Source organism: Streptomyces sp. CA-278952 (genome assembly GCF_028747205.1).
Taxonomy (GTDB): Bacteria; Actinomycetota; Actinomycetes; order Streptomycetales; family Streptomycetaceae; genus Streptomyces.
The window spans coordinates 2,655,737-2,675,074 of sequence record NZ_CP112880.1 but is presented as its reverse complement, the minus strand read 5'-3'; the positions used below and the strand labels follow the sequence as shown (position 1 = coordinate 2,675,074).

The 19,338-nt window shown below is 70.1% G+C and carries 16 protein-coding genes and 1 pseudogene; 4 read left to right on the top strand and 13 right to left on the bottom strand.

All coding sequences use genetic code 11. The features are described from left to right. Nucleotides 1-39: 39 nt before the first annotated feature. Complete coding sequence (locus N7925_RS11595) at nucleotides 40-804, bottom strand: alpha/beta fold hydrolase (protein WP_274343816.1); 765 nt, start codon at nucleotides 802-804, stop codon at nucleotides 40-42. Between the two features lie 350 nt (nucleotides 805-1,154). Between N7925_RS11595 and N7925_RS11590 the strand changes: the two genes are divergently transcribed. Beyond that, on the top strand, nucleotides 1,155-2,144 hold the full coding sequence (locus N7925_RS11590) for a LuxR family transcriptional regulator (protein WP_274343815.1): 990 nt from the start codon (nucleotides 1,155-1,157) through the stop codon (nucleotides 2,142-2,144). A gap of 34 nt (nucleotides 2,145-2,178) precedes the next feature. Here N7925_RS11590 and N7925_RS11585 read toward each other — a convergent pair whose 3' ends face one another. From N7925_RS11585 to N7925_RS11545, 9 genes are all read right to left on the bottom strand, one after another. Next, on the bottom strand, nucleotides 2,179-3,540 hold the full coding sequence (locus tag N7925_RS11585) for a uracil-xanthine permease family protein (RefSeq protein ID WP_274346436.1): 1,362 nt from the start codon (nucleotides 3,538-3,540) through the stop codon (nucleotides 2,179-2,181). A 122-nt stretch (nucleotides 3,541-3,662) separates the two neighbouring features. Continuing rightward, the gene (locus tag N7925_RS11580; RefSeq protein WP_274343814.1) at nucleotides 3,663-4,886 is read right to left on the bottom strand and encodes an ATP-grasp domain-containing protein; all 1,224 of its coding nucleotides are present in this window, start codon (nucleotides 4,884-4,886) and stop codon (nucleotides 3,663-3,665) included. A 50-nt stretch (nucleotides 4,887-4,936) separates the two neighbouring features. Next, complete coding sequence (locus tag N7925_RS11575) at nucleotides 4,937-6,223, bottom strand: ATP-grasp domain-containing protein (RefSeq protein ID WP_265599577.1); 1,287 nt, start codon at nucleotides 6,221-6,223, stop codon at nucleotides 4,937-4,939. Nucleotides 6,224-6,226: 3 nt separating this feature from the next. Next, on the bottom strand, nucleotides 6,227-7,462 hold the full coding sequence (locus N7925_RS11570) for an ATP-grasp domain-containing protein (protein ID WP_274343813.1): 1,236 nt from the start codon (nucleotides 7,460-7,462) through the stop codon (nucleotides 6,227-6,229). A gap of 87 nt (nucleotides 7,463-7,549) precedes the next feature. Then, nucleotides 7,550-8,851 (bottom strand): MFS transporter, encoded by a 1,302-nt coding sequence (locus tag N7925_RS11565; protein ID WP_265599575.1) that lies wholly within the window; start codon nucleotides 8,849-8,851, stop codon nucleotides 7,550-7,552. 141 nt (nucleotides 8,852-8,992) lie between these two features. Continuing rightward, complete coding sequence (locus N7925_RS11560) at nucleotides 8,993-10,045, bottom strand: isopenicillin N synthase family dioxygenase (protein WP_265599574.1); 1,053 nt, start codon at nucleotides 10,043-10,045, stop codon at nucleotides 8,993-8,995. Between the two features lie 17 nt (nucleotides 10,046-10,062). Then, nucleotides 10,063-10,623 (bottom strand): TIGR00730 family Rossman fold protein, encoded by a 561-nt coding sequence (locus tag N7925_RS11555; RefSeq protein ID WP_265599573.1) that lies wholly within the window; start codon nucleotides 10,621-10,623, stop codon nucleotides 10,063-10,065. A gap of 35 nt (nucleotides 10,624-10,658) precedes the next feature. Continuing rightward, nucleotides 10,659-11,459, bottom strand: a complete 801-nt coding sequence (thyX, locus tag N7925_RS11550; protein ID WP_265599572.1) for an FAD-dependent thymidylate synthase — start codon at nucleotides 11,457-11,459, stop codon at nucleotides 10,659-10,661. A gap of 74 nt (nucleotides 11,460-11,533) precedes the next feature. Further along, on the bottom strand, nucleotides 11,534-11,725 hold the full coding sequence (locus N7925_RS11545) for a hypothetical protein (protein WP_265599571.1): 192 nt from the start codon (nucleotides 11,723-11,725) through the stop codon (nucleotides 11,534-11,536). 214 nt (nucleotides 11,726-11,939) lie between these two features. On the opposite strand from N7925_RS11545, the gene N7925_RS11540 reads away from it, so the two are divergent. Together N7925_RS11540 and N7925_RS11535 are read left to right on the top strand one after the other, a co-directional pair. Then, entirely contained in the window at nucleotides 11,940-12,377 is a 438-nt protein-coding gene (locus tag N7925_RS11540; RefSeq protein ID WP_274343812.1) for an NfeD family protein, read from the top strand. A gap of 71 nt (nucleotides 12,378-12,448) precedes the next feature. Then, nucleotides 12,449-13,558 carry an SPFH domain-containing protein gene (locus N7925_RS11535; RefSeq protein WP_265599569.1) on the top strand — a complete coding sequence of 370 codons (1,110 nt, stop codon included), beginning with the start codon at nucleotides 12,449-12,451 and terminating at the stop codon, nucleotides 13,556-13,558. 251 nt (nucleotides 13,559-13,809) lie between these two features. On the opposite strand, the gene N7925_RS11530 is transcribed toward N7925_RS11535, so the two are convergent. The 3 genes and pseudogenes from N7925_RS11530 to N7925_RS11520 form a co-directional block, all read right to left on the bottom strand. Then, nucleotides 13,810-14,058, bottom strand: coding sequence for an SCO4226 family nickel-binding protein (locus N7925_RS11530; RefSeq protein WP_265599568.1), 249 nt, complete (start codon nucleotides 14,056-14,058; stop codon nucleotides 13,810-13,812). 198 nt (nucleotides 14,059-14,256) lie between these two features. Continuing rightward, complete coding sequence (locus N7925_RS11525) at nucleotides 14,257-16,965, bottom strand: glycosyl hydrolase family 65 protein (protein WP_274343811.1); 2,709 nt, start codon at nucleotides 16,963-16,965, stop codon at nucleotides 14,257-14,259. A 215-nt stretch (nucleotides 16,966-17,180) separates the two neighbouring features. Next, nucleotides 17,181-17,426 (bottom strand): annotated as a pseudogene (locus N7925_RS11520) (threonine synthase); the annotation flags it as partial. Between the two features lie 228 nt (nucleotides 17,427-17,654). On the opposite strand from N7925_RS11520, the gene N7925_RS11515 reads away from it, so the two are divergent. After that, nucleotides 17,655-19,241 carry a S8 family peptidase gene (locus tag N7925_RS11515; protein ID WP_265599566.1) on the top strand — a complete coding sequence of 529 codons (1,587 nt, stop codon included), beginning with the start codon at nucleotides 17,655-17,657 and terminating at the stop codon, nucleotides 19,239-19,241. The last annotated feature ends 97 nt before the right edge of the window (nucleotides 19,242-19,338 follow it).

Sequence of the window (19,338 nt, the reverse complement as noted above, 5' to 3'; positions counted from 1 at the left end):
CGGCCCCCGGTGCGTCCTCCGCGGCCCCGCCCATCCCGGCTATGCCGCGAGCGCCTCCGCCGTGGCGCGGGCGAACGCCTCGTGGTTGTCCAGCATGATGTTGTGCCCGCAGTCGGGAATCGCTACCACTCTCACGCCCGCCGCTTCGAGCAGCTCCGCTCCGCGCAGCGGGCCGATGCTTTCGGGCAGCACATAGGTGCGCGGGATCCGCAGGTCGGTGAGCAGTGTTCGCAGGGGCGGGACACCGCCGCGTGCGAGGTGGACCGCGCTGCGGTGCAGGGCCTCCAGGCCCGCCAGGCGCATCGTGGACCACCAGTGGGCGCCGACGGCATCCCGGACCTCCTGCCAGCCGCCCGCCAGGAACTCCTCCTCCGTGAAACGGGCGATGCCCGCGCTGCCCGGGCCCGGGGCGGGGGTGACCGGGTCGAGATTGGCGTCCACGAGGACGAGTCGGGAGACCAGGTGCGGGTGTCGGGTGGCCAGGACGATGGCCACCGAGCCGCCCATGCTGTGCGCGATCAGCTCGGCCCCCACCACGTCGGCGGCCTCCAGCGCCGCGGCGAGCGCGTCGGCGTGCGCGTCGAGTGTGTAGGCGAAGTCGCCCGGGCGGTCGCTGATCCCGAATCCGAGCATGTCGATCAGGAGAGAGCGGCGCCCCGCGAGCAGGGGGTGCGCCGCGCTTTCCGCGAAGTAGGCGGGTGAGGTGGCGCCGAGCCCGTGCACGTAGACGCGGGAGGGCTCCGCCCCCGGCAACTCGACCCACCGTATCCGGTCACCGCTAGGTGTCGCACTGGCGCTACGCACAGCCTGGATCTCCCGCACTCGAACTCGTTGGAAAAGGCGAGGCTACCCGTCGGGCGCCGCGTCCGTCGTGGATCGTGCGGTGCTTGCCGCCCGGATTCCGCCCCCCGGCCGGTGAATGATTCGGTCAGGACGGCAGCCACGGTTCGTTCAACATTCATAAGTCGCCCTGCGCGATCCACGGCCGGTCCGGTGGGCCACCTTGATCCGAGGGCGTCAGAGGGATCTTTTACCAGCTCCTAACCCTTGGTCGGGGAAAGTGCAGGCACCCTGTGGGAATCACGTGTCAACGATGTTGCGACATATGTTTCCGATGAGGAGTAAACGTGCGTCATCCCTCCCCGATAACCGCGGTGGACACGGAAGTCATCGCTCTGAGTGATGAAGCCCGTGCCCTGTACATCGGACTGCTGAGGCAGGACGGGGTGGAGCGGGGTCCGTCCCGGGGGCCCGGGGAGGAGGCGGTGAGCGGTGGCGGGGCGGCGCAGGAACTGGTCGCCCTGGGGCTGGTGGCCCGCTCCGAACTGGGTCCCCAGCGGCTCAGCGTGGTGGATCCCCAGATCGTCGAGGCGCGTATGGGTTCCGCGTTGCGGTCGAAGGCGCTGCTTCTGCTGGAGCAGGCGGCCGACCTTTCGGAATTTCTCAGTCCGCTTATCGCGGTTGCCCAGGAATCCGCCGTTGCGCATTCCGGTGAGCCAATTGTCCACCTCGAGGGGAAGGCGGTGATCAGCGCCTTCATCAGCAGTACCGTGAATCAGTGCGGCGAGGAACTCCTCACCGCGCAGCCGGGTGGCGGCCGGGCGAAGGCCACCCTGTCCGCGATACGGGCGGAGACGGCCTCCCTGCTCGACCGGGGAGTATCCGTACGGACGCTGTATCAGCACACGGCCTGGCATGACGGTCCGACCCGGGACTACGTCTCGGATATGACCGAACTCGGGGCGGAGGTGCGGACGTTGGACGAATTCTTCGATCGTCTCGTCATCGCGGACCGACGTATTGCCTTCATCCCCGCGGACGCGGGCAGGGATCGCGCGGTTATCATCCGCGACCCCGCCATCGTCCGTTTCCTGTCGGATGTGTTCGACAGGAATTGGCTGCGCGCCAAGGTGTTCATGGGATCCCGCACCCCGCAGGAGTCCATGGAGATCAGTTCCGCGTTGCGCGAGACCATCATCCGGTGCCTCGTCGACGGAGACAGTGACAGCGAGATAGCCAAGCGGATCGGGTTGAGCACCCGCGCTTACGCCTCGCATCTGGCGAAGCTGAAGGAGGAGTTCGGCGTGGAGACGCGCTTTCAGCTCGGCTACTCCCTGGCCCTGAGGGGGAGGGGCGATGCCTGAGACCCGCCCCGGACAGCTGGCCGGCCACGGAGGATCAGGCGGAGATCCTTTCCTTTGCGGGGGTGGGGGCGGGGGTGGGGGCGGGTTCGGTAGCCGTGGTCGCGTACGGCGGCGGTACGGCCGGGACGTCCACCGGTCGAGCGGGGGGCCTGCGTCGAGCCAGGGCCATCGCGTGATAGCCGACCACGGTCACCACGGTGCCGAGCGCGATGCCACTGACGGAGAAGCCGTCGGTCACCTGGATCGACACCCCTCCGATGCCGACGATCAGACCCGCTGAGATGGGGACGAGGTTCGCCGGGACGGCGAAGTCCACGCCCGCCTTGATCCAGATCCTGACGCCGAGCAGTCCGATCATGCCGTAGAGCACGACGGTGATGCCGCCGAGCACTCCACCGGGGGTCGCGGCGATGAGCGCGCCGAACTTGGGGCAGAGACCGAACAGCAGAGCGGTGATCGCGGCCATCCAGTAGGCGGCGGTCGAGTACACCCGCGTGGCCGCCATCACCCCGATGTTCTCGGCGTAGGTCGTCGTCGGCGCACCTCCCACGGAGGAGGCGACAGCGGTGGCCAGGCCGTCCGCGAAGATCGCTCTGCCCAGGCTCCGGTCCAGGTCGGCACCCGTCATCTCGCCGACCGCTTTGACATGGCCGGTGTTCTCCGCGACGAGCGCTATCACTCCGGGCAGGACGAGCAGGATCGCCGAGGTGGTGAAGGTCGGCGCGTGCAGAGTGGGGAGACCGAACCAGTCGGCGGACGAGACGCCCGTGAGGTCCACCCGGACGTGCTCGGTGACCTTCCCGGTCGGGTCGGCGGCGGTGATCGGACCCGAGACCCGGTCCAGTACCCACGACAGGGCGAAGCCCAGGACGAGGCCGATGAACACGGCCAACCTGCCCCAGAAGCCGCGCAGCAGCACACCGGCCGCGATGACCGCGGTCATGGTCGTCAGCGCCACCCACTGGTCCTGCGGCCAGTAGATGTCGGCCACCACCGGAGCCAGGTTGAGCCCGATGAGCAGGACCACCGCGCCGCTGACCACGGGCGGGAACACGCGGTTGACCGCCGTCGGCCCGGCGAGGTGGACCAGTACGCCGACGAGGGCGAGCACCAGGCCGGCGACCAGGATGGCGCCGGTGACGGTGGCCGTGCTGCCTCCGGCCGCCTTGATGGCCGCGACGGCGCCGACGAACGACGCGCTGGTGCCGAGGTAGCTGGGGATCTTGCCCTGGACGACGAGCAGGAAGATGATCGTGGCGACACCGGACATCAGGATGGCCAGGTTCGGGTCGAGCCCCATGACCACCGGGAAGACGAAGGTCGCGCCGAACATCGCCACCACGTGCTGGGCTCCGAAGCCCAGTGTGCGGGGCCAGGACAGCCGTTCGTCGGGCATGACCGCCGCCCCGGGCCGCGGGGCGCTTCCGTCGCCGTGCAGACGCCAGCCGAGCCCGAGTCTCTCTGTCAGCTTCACCAGTTGTCCCTTGTCGAGGATGTCGGTACCGATCGGTTGCGCGGTCATCCCAGCGGGTGGCCGCTGACCGTGACCTGGGCCGCCACCTGGGCCAGCCGCCGGTCCACGGTCGGCACGTCGTCGCCCACCACGATCCCGAACCCGGCCCGGCCCAGGAACTCACGGGGCGGGAGACGGAGCTGTGCGCCCGGTTCGCGGACCTGCCGTACGGTGCGCAGCCACGCGGAGTCGGCGAGCTCGCCCGCCACGCTGATGCCGTCCAGCACCAGGTCCCGCTGTGGGTAGAGGAACTGGATGCCCACCAGTTGGTCGGTGGGCCGCACGGATCGCGGAGCGGAGCCGCAGGCCACGGAGGCGGCGATCTCCCCGGCGGAGAGACCTGGCGCGGACAGCTCCGCGAGGTAGGGGATCAGTTCGCCGCCGAGCCGGCCGTTCACCTCGATGACCTTGGGGCCGTCGGCGGTGAGCATCAGCTCGGTGTGGGTCAGGGACCGGTCCACTCCGAGGGCCAGGTTGGCCCGTTCCACCACATCCCGTACGGCACGCCGCGTCGCCGGATCCAGCACCGGGCCCGCGACGTGTCCGACCTCTTCGAAGAAGGGCGGGTAGCCCGTCCGCTTGAGAGCGGTGACGTACGGGTGCACCTCGCCGTCGAGCACCCAGCTGTCGACGCTGATCTCCTCGCCGACCAGGAACTCCTCGATGAGCACCTGCCGGTCGACGACCGAGCTGAACTCCGAGTCCTGGGCCAGGGTCACCGCGGCGCGCAGATCGGCCTCCGAACGCACCACCTGCACACCGATGCTGGCTGCCTGGGCGCGGGGCTTGACGACCACCGGGTAGCCGAGCTCCGACGCGGCCCGGAGCGCCTCCTGTGCGGTGGAGACCAGCTGGAACCTGGCGGACGGCACGTTCTGGGCGGCGAAGACGGTCCGCTGCACGGCCTTGTCCCGGCAGGCTTGTGCGGCCTCGACGGGCATGGTGGGCACACCCAGTTCGGCGCCGACCGTGGCGGCGAGCACGACGAGCTTCTCCTCCCAGGTGAGCACGCCCGCCACGGTGCGTCCGTGTACGAGGTCACGGACCGCCTCACCGACGGCCTCGGGGTCGTCGAGGTCGGCGACGCGGTGGTCGGTGACGAACGGAAGCTGCCAGTCCACCTCGCCGCGGTTGAGGAGCAGCACGTCGCAGTGGTGCGCCAGCCCCTTGAGTACGTACTGCCGGAACTCCTGGTAGCCGGATCCGATGACGAGCACGGTGTTGCGCACGCTGAGACTCCTGTGGGTCGAGTAGGGCCCGGCGAGCAGCCGGGGTGATGTCAGACGGCTGCCGGAGTCGCGGCGCGCGGACGCTCGCGGTGCACCACGGAGACGATCTGGTCGAGCACGGCGGGTTCGAGGAAACCGTGCTCGGCGTCCAGCGCCTTCAAGATGGGCGGCAGCCGGTGCGCTTCGCCGAGCTCACTGGTGATCACGATGTTCGGCAGGACGGCGTCGCCGATGTGGTAGCTGATCGCGCGGACCAGACAGAGGTTCTCCGCGATGTCGCGGTGGAGCTCTTCCGTGAAGGCCCGTACGGGGAACTGCAGCGCCATCCTGCGCGTGGCTCCCGGGTCCTCGGGGAGGGACGCGGGCCAGTCGCCCTGTGCCATCGAGACCAGGCAGTCGTAGGTGTTGAGCCCGGATCCGGCGATCGACAGGGTGGTGGCGCCGGACACGCGCGGGTTGATCTCCAGGACGTGGTACTCACCGTCGACGTAGATCATGTCGAGGTCGATCGCGCCGGTGATGCCGAGCGTCTCGCACAGCCGCACGAGCGAGGCGGCGACGGGCCGGAACGCCTGGTCCGCCTCCTCGCGCGGTGCCACGTAACGCAGTCGGCCGAAGGTGGCCGTCGGTCCGTCGCCCGCGGGGCCCATCCATAGCATGGGCTGGACCACGTAGCGTCCGGGGGCTCCGACGATCTCCACGGAACACAGTTCGCCGGCGACGAACCGTTCCAGCATGAGGTTGCCGTCGTAGGGGCGGTCCAGATACGCGCGGAGGTCCCGCGCGTCCCGCAACACCTGCATGCCGTTGCCCAGACAGTCCCACAAGGGCTTGGTGATCAGCGGGAATCCCAGGGCCCGCGCCCGCAGCAGGACGACGTCGCGGTAGGCGGGGACCACGAGATTACGGTCGTTCAGGAGGTCCCCGTCGGCGAGGATCGCCGGCGGGGTGGTCAGTCCGTGCGCGGCGAGGAGCTGCTTGGTCTCCCATTTGTTGGACAGGAGATTGACGGTCTCCAGGTCGTGCATGACCATCGGGATTCCGTGCTGGGCGAGCTGCCGCTTGACGACGGCGTCCCGCAGGGCGTTCTCGTCCGGGATGGACAGGGAGATCACCGCGTCCGGGCGCCACTCCAGGAGTGCGTCGACCAGCGCCCCGGGGGATATGGCGGGGTCCACCTTCTCCGATTCGCCGGGGAAGTCACCGGGACCGCAGTGCCCGTCGGTGTAGAAGATCTTCACCTGGATCGCATCGCGTGCCAGCCGGGCCCGCAGCTCGTTCAGGTAGGGGTCTGCCTGCTGGATCTCGATGGAGCGCAGGAAGGCGATGCGTGACATGTCTCAGTTCTCCAGATCGATGGAAATTCCAGCGACTACGTCGTCGGCGAGCTGGTTGGCCTGCGCGGGCGAGCTCGCCCTGACGATCACGTGCCCGATGCGGGTGAACCTCTCGTAGTCGTTGCCGATCCGGTCGCCGGGCGCCGCGTAGGACTGCAGGGCGACGACCCCCTTGGTGGGGTGGGCGCCGCTCAGGCCGCTGAACACCCCGTGCTCCGGGGTGCTGATGAAGCGGATCGCGGCGGCGCCGGTCCGCAGGGGGCGGGTGTCCGGCCGGCGGCCGATGGCGGCCTGGACATAGCTGCGGGCTTCGCTGATCCCGGTCGCGTGTTCGACGACCTTCATGATGTGTCCGCCGGGCGGTCGGGCCCCGACCTCGATGATCCGGGGGCCGTCCGGGGTCACCTTGAGCTCGGTGTGCGTGACGCCGTTACGTACACCGAGCGCGGTCAGCCCCTGCTCGACGACGTCGAGGACCGAGGCCCGGGTCGCGGAATCGAGCTGGGCCGGCACCGTGTGCCCGGTCTCCTCGCAGATCCCGCCGCCGGTGGTGAACTTCTGAACGATCGCGAGGTGGTCGAAGGCGCCCTCGAACGCCACGGTCTCGATGCTGAACTCCGGTCCTTCGAGGTACTCCTGGACCAGCACCGTCGTGTCGAGGGGGATGCCGTAGGGGAATTCGAGCGACCACTGTCGTGCCCGCTCGAATGCCTCCGGCAGCTCGTCGAGGGAATCGATGACCGCGACGCCCACCGACCCCGCGTTCTCCGCCGGCTTCACCACCAGCGGGAACGCGAGCCGGCCGGCACGGATGCCCGCGGCCGCGGCGTCGACCGACGTGGCCGCGACGCAGAGCGGGCTGGGTACGGCGTACTTGCCGAACAGCTCCGCCATGCTGCCTTTGTTGCGTACCGCGTCGGCACGATCCACATCGTGACCGGGCAGCCCCAGCCGTGCGGCCAGTCGCGTGGCCAGCGGAGAGAGGAACTCCCAGCCGACGAGCACCCCGGAGATGCCCTGGGTGGTGCAGTAGAGCTCCAGCTCCTCCAGTGCTGTCTGCGGGGAGCGGAAGTCGGTGAAGACGGTGCCGGTGAACTTCTTCCTCAGGCCGTCGGAGTAGCGGTCGTACACCTCCGAGTGGGTGGCCAGGTGGACGGACACCCCCAGGTCACGGGCAGCGTCGACGACGTCTTCCGCCGCACTGCTCTCCGCTCCGAAGAGCAGGACACCTCTGGTCACGATGGGTTACCCCAGTTCCGGGATCGGTTGGATGGATTACGGACGGGTCCGGGTGGATGGATGTGCGGGCCGTCCGGTGCTGTCGCGCTAGCCGGCCGCGCCGGACGGAACGGCGTCCTGTCCGGCGGGCTCCCCCTGCGGGGCGAGTTGCCGCGGCAGGCCCCGGACGGCCGGGATCGCGATCACGCTGAGCGCGCAGAGCACCAGCCAGGGCGTCCTCGGCCCCGCGCTCAGCAGCGTGGTGAACAGCCACGGGGCCAGTGCCATGCCGAGCGTCCAGGAGAGCTGAAACACCGCCAGATAGCGCCCGAGTGCGTGGGGCGGAGCCAGCGCGACGCTGAGCTCTCCCAGGCCGGGCGAGGCCAGGATCTCTCCGGCCGTGAAGATGATCATCCCCAGGAACAGGCCCGCGATGACGGCCCCTTGCGGCATACCGTCGAGCAGGGCGTAGATACCAAAGGCCAGCGCGTCCAGTGCGGACGCGACAGCGATCACCTTCGTCAGCGGGTGGCGTTCGATCAGCCGGGTGGCCACCGACTGCCCGCCGATCACCAGCGCGCTGTTGACGATGAGCAGGACGCCGACGAGCCAGGTGGGGGCGGAGAGCGCGTCCACGACGTAGATGGCCAGCAGGAAACTGAGCACCATCGCGGCCAGGACGAAGACCACGTTCACCGCGACCAGGCGCAGATAGACATGGTCCCGCAGGACCAGGCGGTAGCTCGCCTTCGGCGTCTGCTCCGCGCCGTGCGCGCCCGCCACGCCCTGCCCCTTCTCCCGCGGATGCCAGGTGGCGATGAGAACGCCGGCCACGGCGTAGGACAGTGCGCAGCCGATCACCAGGACGCGCAGGCCCGCGGTCCCCGAGGTGCTGGTGGCCAGCGCCGCCACCGCACCGCCCACGCCCAGCCCGACGTTCCGGATGACCCGGATCAGGCCGAACCACCGGGTGCGGTCCCCCTGGTGAGCGGCCAGGGAGACCAGGGCGCTGTTGGCGGTCCAGAACATCGCGGTGCCGAACTGCACCGCGACCCCGGTCGCGACCACCTGCCAGGAGTTCTCCACGAAGAGGAAGGAGAAGAAGGCCACGGCGCACAGGGCGTTGCCGACGATGACGACGCGTCGTGCCCCGTACCGGTCCATCAGGGGCCCCACCACAGCCGGTGCGGGGAGCGTGAGCAGTCGGGAGAGGGTGAGCGCGGTACCGACCGCCACCGCGGACATGGCGGTGGTGGCGGTGAAGTAGACCAGTTGGAAGGCGAGCAGCAGGCCGTTCCCGGTTCCCTGGATCAGGCTCGCCAACAGGAAGTTTCCGGAACCGCGGATCTCGGGGAACCCGAACCGGGACAGTCTGCTCGCAGCGGGCGGGGCGGCGGCGGCCGAGGGCATGGCGAAGGCCTTTCTGGTGACAGGAGGGATGGGCCGGGCCTGGCACGGCGTGGCCGCCGCCGTTCCCGGCGGATACGGAGACGGATACGGGAGCGGAAGCGGAAGCGGATGCGGAGACGGATACGGGAGCGGATGCGGGAGCTACGGGGCCCCGTAGGCCTTGCGGAACTTCCCGGTGATGTACGCGCCCGAGCGCACCGGCAGGTGCCTCGGCGGGTTCTCCGGTCCGGTGCACGTCGGAATGCATTCGATGACCGCGTCGAAGTTGGGCTGGTGGAAGAACGGGATCGAGTACCGTTCGGTCCCGGCGAGCTCCGCGGGCGGGTTGACGACCCGATGCACCGTGCTCACCCACTGGTTGTTGGTCCAGTTGGCCATCAGGTCGCCGATGTTCACCACGAACGAACCGTCGATGACGGGGACGTCGAGCCAGTCCCCGGTCTTCGACTGGACCTGTAGCCCTCCGGTGCCGTTGTCCTGGTACAGGATGGTGAGGCTGCCCCAGTCGCTGTGGACGCCCTTGCGCAACTGCCCCGGCTCGGGCGGCGTCTCCTGCGCCGGGTAGTAGTTCGCCGTCATATTGGTCATGTGCTGGTCGATCTTGTCGTCGAACCAGTCCTCCGGAAGGCCGAGGCCCAGGGCGAAGAGCCGCATGATGTGCCCGGCGAGGTCCTCCATCGCCGCGTAATAGGCCAGATAGGCATCGGAGAAGCCGGGCAGCGCCGGCCAGCGGTTCGGGGACCGCAGCGCGGGGTCGGCGTGCGCGGGCAGGGACCGCGCCCCGTGGCTCTCGCCGAGACGATTGACCGTGTACGTCTCGGAGATGTCCGGCAGGGCCCGCTCCCGCTCGACCGCCGCGTCCTCGTTCGAAGCGGCGAGGCTGCCCTTCCGGCCGAAGCCCCGCATCAGCGGATCCCCGGGATCCGCCAGCAATTCCGCCTTCTCGTGGGCCGGCAGCGAGAAGAACTCCCGCGTGGCCCGGTACATGTCGGAGATGGTCGTCCCAGGAACTCCGTGCCCGACGATGACCAGGAATCCGCTGGTGCGGCACACCTTGTCGATGGTCGCGGCCAGTTGTTCCCGGGAGCCGGCGGATCCCGAACGGGATCCGCTCAGGTCGAGGACCGGAACGTACCCGTCCACGACGGTGATGAGCGCTGCTGTATCGCGTATCTCTTCTTCCATGACGGACATCGCTGCCACCTCTCAGATCATCCCCACCGGGGCGGCGGGGCTTTCCACTGCTGGATCACTTCGAACAATTCCGCGGAATCGGCGACGGAAGCGAGCGTCCCGGCTTCCTCGGGGCGGAGGAATCCGCTGACCGACATGCGGTTCGTCATCCGCACCAGGCGGTCCCAATAGCCGTCGGTGTTCAACAGCACGACGGGTTTGTCATGGTGACCGAGGACCAGCCAGGCCCATACCTCGAGGATTTCCTCGATCGTCCCCACGCCGCCCGGCAACGCCACGAAGCAGTCGCCCAGGTCGGCCATGAGCTGTTTGCGTTCATGCATGCTGTCGACGACACGCAGGTCGGTCAGTCCGAGATGGGCGACCTCCGCGTCCACGAGGGACTGGGGAATGACGCCGGTCACCCGTCCGCCCGCGGCCAGGGCGGCGTCGGCCACCACGCCCATCAGGCCGACGGCCCCGCCGCCGTAGACGATCTCGTGCCCGGCAGTCGCCAGATCCCGGGCGAACCGTTCCGCGGCTTCGCGGTAGACGGTGCGGTTGCCCAGCGCCGATCCCGCGTACACAGTGATGCGCATACGACCATTCCTCCGTCTGTCAGGGGCCGGCAGCGTCAGGGGCTGACGCGTCCGCAGCGCTCGTAGGACGCGTGTGTCAACGGCATGAGCCGCGCGAACTCGGCCTCCATCTGCTCCGCCACGATCTCGATCTCGCGCTGAGGATGGGATACGTACGTGGCGTCCGCGCGGTTGGTGCGGAGGCCGAGGAAGTGCATCAACGACCGCGCGTTGCAGGTCGCGTATACCGTCGAGAACGTGGCCACCGGAAGAACCATGCGGGCCAGTTCACGGGCGATACCGGCATCGAGCATCTGCTGGTACTCGCGGAACGCGGCCCGATAGGCGGTGCTCGCCGACAGCGACAGCAGCTCGTAGTCCTCCTCGCTGCCGGGCACGTACTTGTAGTGCCCCGGCTTTCCCTCCTGCTTGAGAAGCCGGTCGCTGTCCGGAACGTAGAAGACGGATTCCAGATTCTTGTAGCGCGCGCTCTCCTCGTTGAACGACCACATACGGTGACGCATCATGTGCCGGATCACGAAGATCGGGGCGTTCACCAGGAACGTCATCGAGTTGTGCTCGAAGGGGCTGCCGTGCCGGCTGCGCATCAGGTACTGGATGAGCCCGGCCATGTAATCGTCGCCGCGCTCCTCCCGGTGGGCCTCCTCGCCGGCGGTGGAAACGCGGGCCGCCCGGATCACGCCGAGGTCCGACGCGGTGTGATCGACGAGCTCCACGGAAATCTTGCTCCGAAGCTCGATCTCCGGACCGATCTCCGGACCGATCTCCGGACCGATCTCCGAGCCGATTGCACGGTCAGCGGCGAATTCAGCCGGGGTGAGTGAACTGATCGTCATGGTGATGCTCCTCCTGGGAATTCCTACGGAAGCGATCTACGGCACCTACGGGAGCGTTCAGAGTTCGTCGGTGGTCACGGAGCCGGTGTGTCCCAGCCGTGATCGGCGGGCGTGGTGCTGATCCGTACCGATGCCGGCGCCGACATGGCCGACGTCGCTTCGCTCCCGCCGGTGGCGCCCCCCGCCACCAGCAGCGCGCTCATCACGGCCACGCTCGCGGCCGCCAGGGCCGCACTGACCACTCGTACGTATCTCTGCTGACGCATCTTTCGGTCCCCCCTCGAATACTTCGCACGGGGGCTGTCCCCCCGGCCTTGATTCTTCGGCAGGCAGAGAAGATCAATAAGGTCACACCTGTGCAGTGCACAGATCGGAACCCGTCTCCGACGCGTTCCGGTCGCAGATCGGGCGGGGCGAACGGTTCCCTGCGGGGCAGAAGGGGTAAGTAGCTGAATAAGTCCCCTTGGGGAGGCTGATTCGATGCCGTGGTTCGCTTGGCTGCTGGCCGCCGCGGCGCTGGGCGCTGCGGAGTTCTTCACTCTCACACTCGTTTTCGGATTGCTGGCCGGCGCGGCGCTGGTCACCGCCGTCGTGGCCGGAGTGGGCGTCGGCCTGCTCGGCCAGCTCGTGGCGCTCGGACTGGCGGCGGCAGCGGGCCTCGCCCTGGTCCGCCCTGTCGCGCTGCGGCACCTGGCGCAGGGGCCCCTGACCTACGAGGGCACCGACGCGCTGATCGGCAAGCGGGCCGAGGTCATGCAGGAGGTCACCGCGACCCACGGCCTGATCAAGGTCTCCGGCGAGGAATGGTCCGCCCGCGCTCTCGACGAGAGTCTGGTGATTCCGGTGGGCGCTCTGGTGGACGTCATGGAGATCGAAGGCGCTACAGCCGTCGTGTATCCCCGCGAGCTCCTTCCGTGAACGGCTGAAGCGCGGTGCGGGTGTACGCGGGAGAGGATCGTGGGGGGACGTAGAGGGACGTAGGAGGAAGAATGGATCCGGTTGTCATCCCGATTCTTGTGGCGGCGATCGTCGTCGTCTTTCTCGTGGCCGCCACCGTACGTATCGTCCCGCAGGCGCGCCGCTACAACATCGAGCGGTTCGGCCGGTACCGCCGGACGCTGCAGCCCGGCCTGAACTTCGTCCTGCCGGTGGCGGACCGGATCAACACCAAACTCGACGTGCGCGAGCAGGTGTATTCGTCCGACCCCAAGCCGGTGATCACCGAGGACAACCTCGTGGTCAACATCGACACCGTGCTCTATTACCAGATCACCGACCCGCGGGCGGCGGCCTACGAGGTCGCCGACTATCTGCACGCCATCGATCAGCTCACCGTGACCACCCTGCGGAACGTCATCGGCAGCATGGACCTGGAAGGGACGCTCACCTCGCGTGAGGAGATCAACGCCCGGCTCCGTGCCGTCCTCGACGACGCGACCGGGAAGTGGGGCATCCGGGTCAACCGCGTCGAGATCAAGGCCATCGATCCGCCGAACACCATCAAAGAGGCGATGGAGAAGCAGATGCGGGCCGAGCGTGACAAGCGCGCGGCCATCCTGCACGCCGAGGGCGAGCGGCAGGCCAAGATCCTCACCGCCGAGGGCACGAAGCAGAAGGACATCCTGGAGGCGCAGGGTACGCAGCAGGCCATGATCCTCCGGGCGGACGGCGAGTCGAAGGCGGTGGAGCTCGTCTTCCAGGCCGTCCACCGCAACAACGCCGACGCGAAGGTCCTGGCCTACAAGTATCTGGAGACGCTCCCGCATCTGGCGCAGAGCGACAACAACACCTTCTGGGTGATCCCGGGCGAGCTGACCGAGGCGATCCGCACCGTCACCAGCGCGTTCGGCGACCAGGCGTCGGGCACCGGCCCCCCGCCGGGTGCGCAGCGCGAGGACGCGACCGACGCCGACGCCTCCGACAAGGACCATGTCGGGGCCCCGGAGGTCGAGGCGAACTCCACGCTCGCGCTGGACGCCGTCGCGGCCGCCGACGAGGCCGCGAAGCAGGCAGCCGTCGCCGTGAGCGACGCGAAGGCGGAGGCGGAGGCCGCGGGAGAGACGCGGTTGCCGGGGCGGGGGCAGGCTTCCGGCGATTGAGTTCGGGCCGAGGCGGAAAGTGGTGCCGGAAAGTGGTGATCGGTCGGGCAGGGCGTGCTGGTGGCGGGAGACGAGAGACGCGGTCCGGCGTCATCCGTGCCGAACCGCGTCTCCGCTTCGCCGCCCGAGGACCCCGGCGCACGTCGCCGCCCGAGGACCCCGGCGCACCCCGTCGCGGCTCATGCCGCCGGACCTCATGCCGCGGGACCCGGGACGGAGGGTGTCCCCGTCATCGGCGTCGCGCGTCCTGGTCACACCGCCAGCGGCACCGCGTGGATCTCGTCCGCCGCGTGGCCCGCGCGCTCGTGGATGCGCTGGACCGCTTCCGCCGAGGGCGCCGTGGACAGGCAGTAGACCGTGCCGGATCGCGGGTCCGCCCAAGCGTTCTCGAAGTGCACGCCCTCCTCCTTCTCGATCGCGGCGTCGGCCGCGTGGGCTTCCTTCAACTGCTCGGACGTGATGCCCTTCATGCCCCGATGGACATCCATGTACATGCCCATGATGCGTACACCTCCGGATGCTCGGTTCTGGCCCCTCTTCCATGCTGCACCTGATGCCGGGCACGGGCGCGCGGGGGCTCACCGGTGCGTCGTCGCCAGGACCGCCAGGCGGATCCTGCTCGGGAGGCCCGTCCTGGTCATCACTGCCGCCACCTGCGAAACGGCCGCCCGGGCGTGACCTCGTCGGGCCTGCGCGCCCTACCGCCCCTGCGCCGCCACCCGCAGTTCCGCCAGGCCCGCCGGCTTCTCCGGGTCCTCCGAGCGGACCGTCACGCGGACCTTGCGTGCCGTGTCACCCGCCAGGTAGGGACGCCAGAAGCGGCCGTCGAGAGAGGTCTCCACGGTGTGCGAGGCGGGGGCGGTGTCGCTCCAGGCCGGGGTCACGGAGGCGAGCCGGAGGGGCCTGGCCCCCAGGTCAACCGTCAGGGCTCCCTCCGCGCCGTCGGGGGACCAGGACGTCGCCGGCGCCCCGTCCACCGCCGCCTCCGCGTACAGGCCCGGGGCCTCGGACGTCGCCGACACCGGGCGGCAGCGCGCCACGTCGGCCGTCGGGGTCAGGTCGGGGCGCCGGGTGGGAAGCTCCAGCGTCGAGGAGAGGCGGCGCGGCCCCTTCGCCGTGTGGACCGTGAACGGGGCGCCCGACGTCAGGCGGATGGTGGTCGTCCGGGGGCCGATCGCCACCTCGTACACGGCGTCCCGGTACCGCAGGCCCTTCAGCGTGACGCCCTCGTGCAGTTGGGGCGGCAGCGTCGGATCCAGGCGCACGCCGTCCTCGCGGAGCCTGAGCCCCGTCAGGCCGTGCGTGAACACCTGGAGGAGTCCGCCCTTCCCGGTCAGGAAGTCGTCGGCGGGGAAGCCGGACAGCGGGTCCTCGGCGCCCGCCTTGTCGCCGCGCGCCTCGGAGAAGAGCTCGTACGGACCCCGCATGAAGGGGCGTACCGCGCGCTGGAGGTAGGTGTACGCCGAGCAGCCCGGCTCCCCGATCGCCGCCGCGTCGATCGCGTGGACCGAGTCCGTCATCGCCGGTCCGTCCGGGTCGGTGCGGGCCGCGTAGTAGTCCAGGGTGGCCGCGGCGGCGCCCGGCTCCATCGGCCACTCCAGCGGGTAGGTCAGCAGGACGGTGTCCGCCTGCTTGATCGTGGAGCCGTTGTAGCCCGCGTACTGGAGGAAGACCTTCTTCTCCGCGTCGTACGGGATCCGCAGGCCGTCCGCCACCCTGTTCCAGGCGGCGGGCGGGCTCTGGCCGAGGATGCGGGCGGCGCGGGTCGCGTTGCGCAGCGCGGTGGCGGCGACCGCGTTGGTGAAGACGCCGTCGTCGACACCGTTGCTGTACTCGTCGGGGCCCGCCACGTCGTTGACGGAGTAGCTGCCGTCCGCGTTCGCCGTGGCGCGCGACTCCCAGAACTCGGCGATGCCCCGGAGCAGGGGCCAGCCCCTCGACGCCAGCCAGTCGCGGTCGCCGGTGGCGAGGTAGTACTGCCAGACGGCCAGCGAGACATCGCCCTGGAGGTGGTTCTGGGTCAGACAGTGCGGCGGGTCCCAGCTCTGGCACTCGGAGTCGAGGCGGCCCCGGCTCGCGCTGGTCCAGGGGTAGAACAGGCCCCGGTAGCCCAGCTTCTCGGCGTTCGCGCGGGCCGCGTCCCGGGTGCGGTAGCGGTATTCGACGACCGAGCGCGCCAGCTCCGGTCGGGTGGCGAGGAGCCCCGGGAACATCCATGTCTCGGCGTCCCAGAACACCATGCCCGCGTAGTTGTCGCTGGTCAGACCGGCCGGGGCGATGCTGTCGGAGGAGCCGCGCCGGGTGCTCGCCAGCAGGCCGTACTGGGCCGAGCGCAGCCAGCCCTGGAGCCGGCGGTCCCCCGGGACCAGCACATCGGCGGACCAGGCCTCGCGCCAGGCGGCCTCGTTGGCCGCGAAGACCCGGTCCCAGCCGCGCCGCGCCGCCCGGTGTGCCGCCTCGCGGGCGTCCTCGGCCGGGGCGCGGGAGGTCAGGGCGGTGTCGACGCCGACGTACTTCTCGAACGTGTACGTCCGGCCCGCGCGGACCGGGGTCGCCGCCGAGGGCGTACGGCCCCCCGGCCGCAGGCTCTCGACCACGCCCGAGCCGCGCCGCATCGTCTGGGCGACGGCCCCCTCGATCCCGGTGCCCCGTGTCCGGAACGTGCCGTCCTCGCGGAGCGTGATCCGGCGCGCGCCCCGGTCGTCGAGCCGGCCGGTGACGGTCGCGGTGCCGCTCCAGCGCGGCGTCATCCGCAGCCGTACGGCTCCGGTGTGGACGTCGGACCGGTCGGCCAGCACCTCGTACACGAGGTCGCTGGCCCGGCCGTCCGCCGTCGTCCACCGCAGGGAGGTGCGCACGAGGCCGCAGGAGAGGAAGACCGTCTGCCGGTAGTGCGAGACCCGGCCGGCCGGAGTGTCCGGGCCGAGGGTCTCCTCGCCCACGCCCACATCGATGTTCGTCCAGCTCGGCAGCGCGGCGATCACCTCGCGGCCCTCGGAGACGGCCTTGTCCCGGGCGTAGAGCCCGGAGACGAACGCGCCGTCGTAGCGGGGGGTGTAGAGCGGCCAGCCGGTCTTCTCGCCGGTGGCCGCGTAACCGGCGCCGGCCGGGGGGACCCGGTGGCCGAGGTAGCCGTTGCCGATGTACGGGTCGTAGCCGGCGGCCTCCCCGAAGCGGGTGGACGTCGGCGCCCAGGAGGTCCCGGGGCCGCCCTGACCGGCCGTCATGCCGCAGGCGGGCACCGCCGGGTGCGGGGACGGGGGCGGTGCGGGGGAGCCGGACGGGTGGGCGGGGCCCGGCAGCGGTACGGGGCCGGGGGTTCCGGTGGCGCCGGCGAGGGGCGGCAGCGGTGCGATCAGGGCGGCCGCGACGAGGGGCGCGAGGACGGAGATGCGCGAGAGGCTCACAGGACGAAGGTAGGGACGCACGGGTGCGGTCGGCCGTCACGGCACGCACGGCCCCCGCACCGGGCGTCCGTCCGACCGCCGGATGGAGCAGATCCCGCGCGCGCCCTCACCCCGCCGTGTCCGTTCTCGGGTCGGCGGAGGGGCGTGGTCTTCCCACCCCGATCCGGGTGGTCTTCCCACCCCGATCCGCCGGGCGCGCGGCGGGCGGGGGATGGCGTGAGCGGGACGAGCGGGGTGCGACCCTCGCCCAGGGAGATCGGCGGGGCGGCGAGCGGCAGGAATTCCTCGTAACGCCACAATGAATCGGCCCGCCCGGACAGCGCGTTCGGCGCCACGCCCCGCGCGGGGGTGAAGTCGAGGTCCCAGGGGCCCCGGCAGACCGGGCAGCACCAGGTCAGGGCGGTGATCTCGGACCGGGTCCCGTCCCGCGGGCAGTGAGCGGCCGTCAGGCCCGCCGGCATGTCAGGCGTATGACAGATGAATGACACGCGTACGGAACTCCTCAAGGCACCCTTGTGAGTTCGCCATGGATCGGTCAATCTTTCGCTGGCAGCAGGGCACGCGGCTCACCGGACGACGCAGAAAACGGGGCGTTCGGCCGACTGATTTGTCATGCCCCTGTCGGGAGTCGTCGTGTGGCTCCGGCACCACCCCCCACCAGAGCACCGCCTATGAGGAGGACCCCTCAGATGTCAGTGACGCGTCACACCCCCCAGGCCCGTCGAAGACTCGCCGCAGCGACCGTCATAGCCACCGCAGCCGCTGTCGCACTGGCCACAGCCGCCCTCCCGGCCACCGCGGCCGAGCGCGCACCCGAAGGCGTGATCCTGAACGCGGACGCCCCCGGCACCATCAGCGACAGCTACATCGTCACGCTGAAGGACTCGGCCGCGAAGTCCGACTCCGCCCAGGGCAGGGCCCTCGCGAAGAAGTACGGTGCGGGCATCGAGCGCACCTACCGCTCGGCCCTCAACGGCTACGCGGTCGAGGCCTCGGCCGCCGAGGCGAAGAGGTTCGCCGCCGACCCGGCCGTCGCGTCCGTCTCGCAGAACCGCACCTTCACGGCTTCCGCCACCCAGAACAACCCGCCCTCCTGGGGCCTCGACCGGATCGATCAGCGGAGCCTGCCGCTGGACCAGCGCTACACCTACCCCGACAAGGCCGGCGAGGGCGTCACCGCGTACATCATCGACACCGGGGTGCGCATCAGCCACAGCGACTTCGGCGGCCGGGCCTTCAACGGCTTCGACGCCGTGGACAACGACAACGTGTCGCAGGACGGCAACGGCCACGGCACGCACGTGGCGGGCACCGTCGCGGGTACCGCGCACGGCGTGGCCAAGAAGGCCAAGATCGTCGGCGTGCGGGTGCTGAACAACAGCGGCTCCGGCACCACCGCAGGGGTCGTCGCGGGCATCGACTGGGTGACGGCCAACGCCGTCAAGCCGGCCGTCGCCAACATGAGCCTCGGCGGCGGTGCGGACTCGGTGCTCGACGCCGCCGTGCGCCGGTCCGTGGCCTCCGGCATCACCTACGCCGTCGCGGCGGGCAACGAGTCGACCAACGCGAGCACGAAGTCCCCGGCTCGCGTCGCCGAGGCGATCACGGTGGGCTCGACGACCAACACCGACGCCCGCTCCAGCTTCTCCAACTACGGCTCGATCGTGGACATCTTCGCCCCCGGTTCCTCGATCACCTCGTCGTGGCACACCGGCGACAGCGCCACGAACACCATCTCCGGCACGTCGATGGCCAGCCCGCACGTAGCCGGCGCCGCCGCCATCTACCTCGCCGACAACCCGGGCTCCACCCCCGCCCAGGTCTCCGCCGGACTGGTCGCGGCCTCCACTCCCGGGGTCGTCACCAACCCGGGCACCGGCTCGCCGAACCGGCTCCTGTACGTCGGTCCGGGCGGCACCACCCCGCCCCCCGGCAAGAAGTTCGAGAACACCACCGGGTACGCGATCAACGACAACGCCACCGTCGAGGCGCCGGTCACCGTCACCGGAGTCACCGGTAACGCCCCGGCCGCGCTGAGCGTCCCGGTGAACATCTCGCACACCTACATCGGCGACCTGAAGATCGACCTGGTCGCGCCCGACGGTTCGGTCTACAACCTGAAGGCGTACGGCTCCGGCGGCAGCAGCGACAACGTGGTCACCACGTACACCGTCAACGCCTCCTCCGAGGTCGCCAACGGCACCTGGAAGCTCCGGGTCAGCGACAACGCGAACGCCGACACCGGCCGGATCAACAGCTGGGCGCTCCAGTTCTGAACACGCTCGTCGAACCACTGAACCACTGAACCACTGAACCGCTGAGTCCCGGAAGTCGGGCCGGGGCGGCCGCGTGACGCGGCCGCCCCGGCCCTCT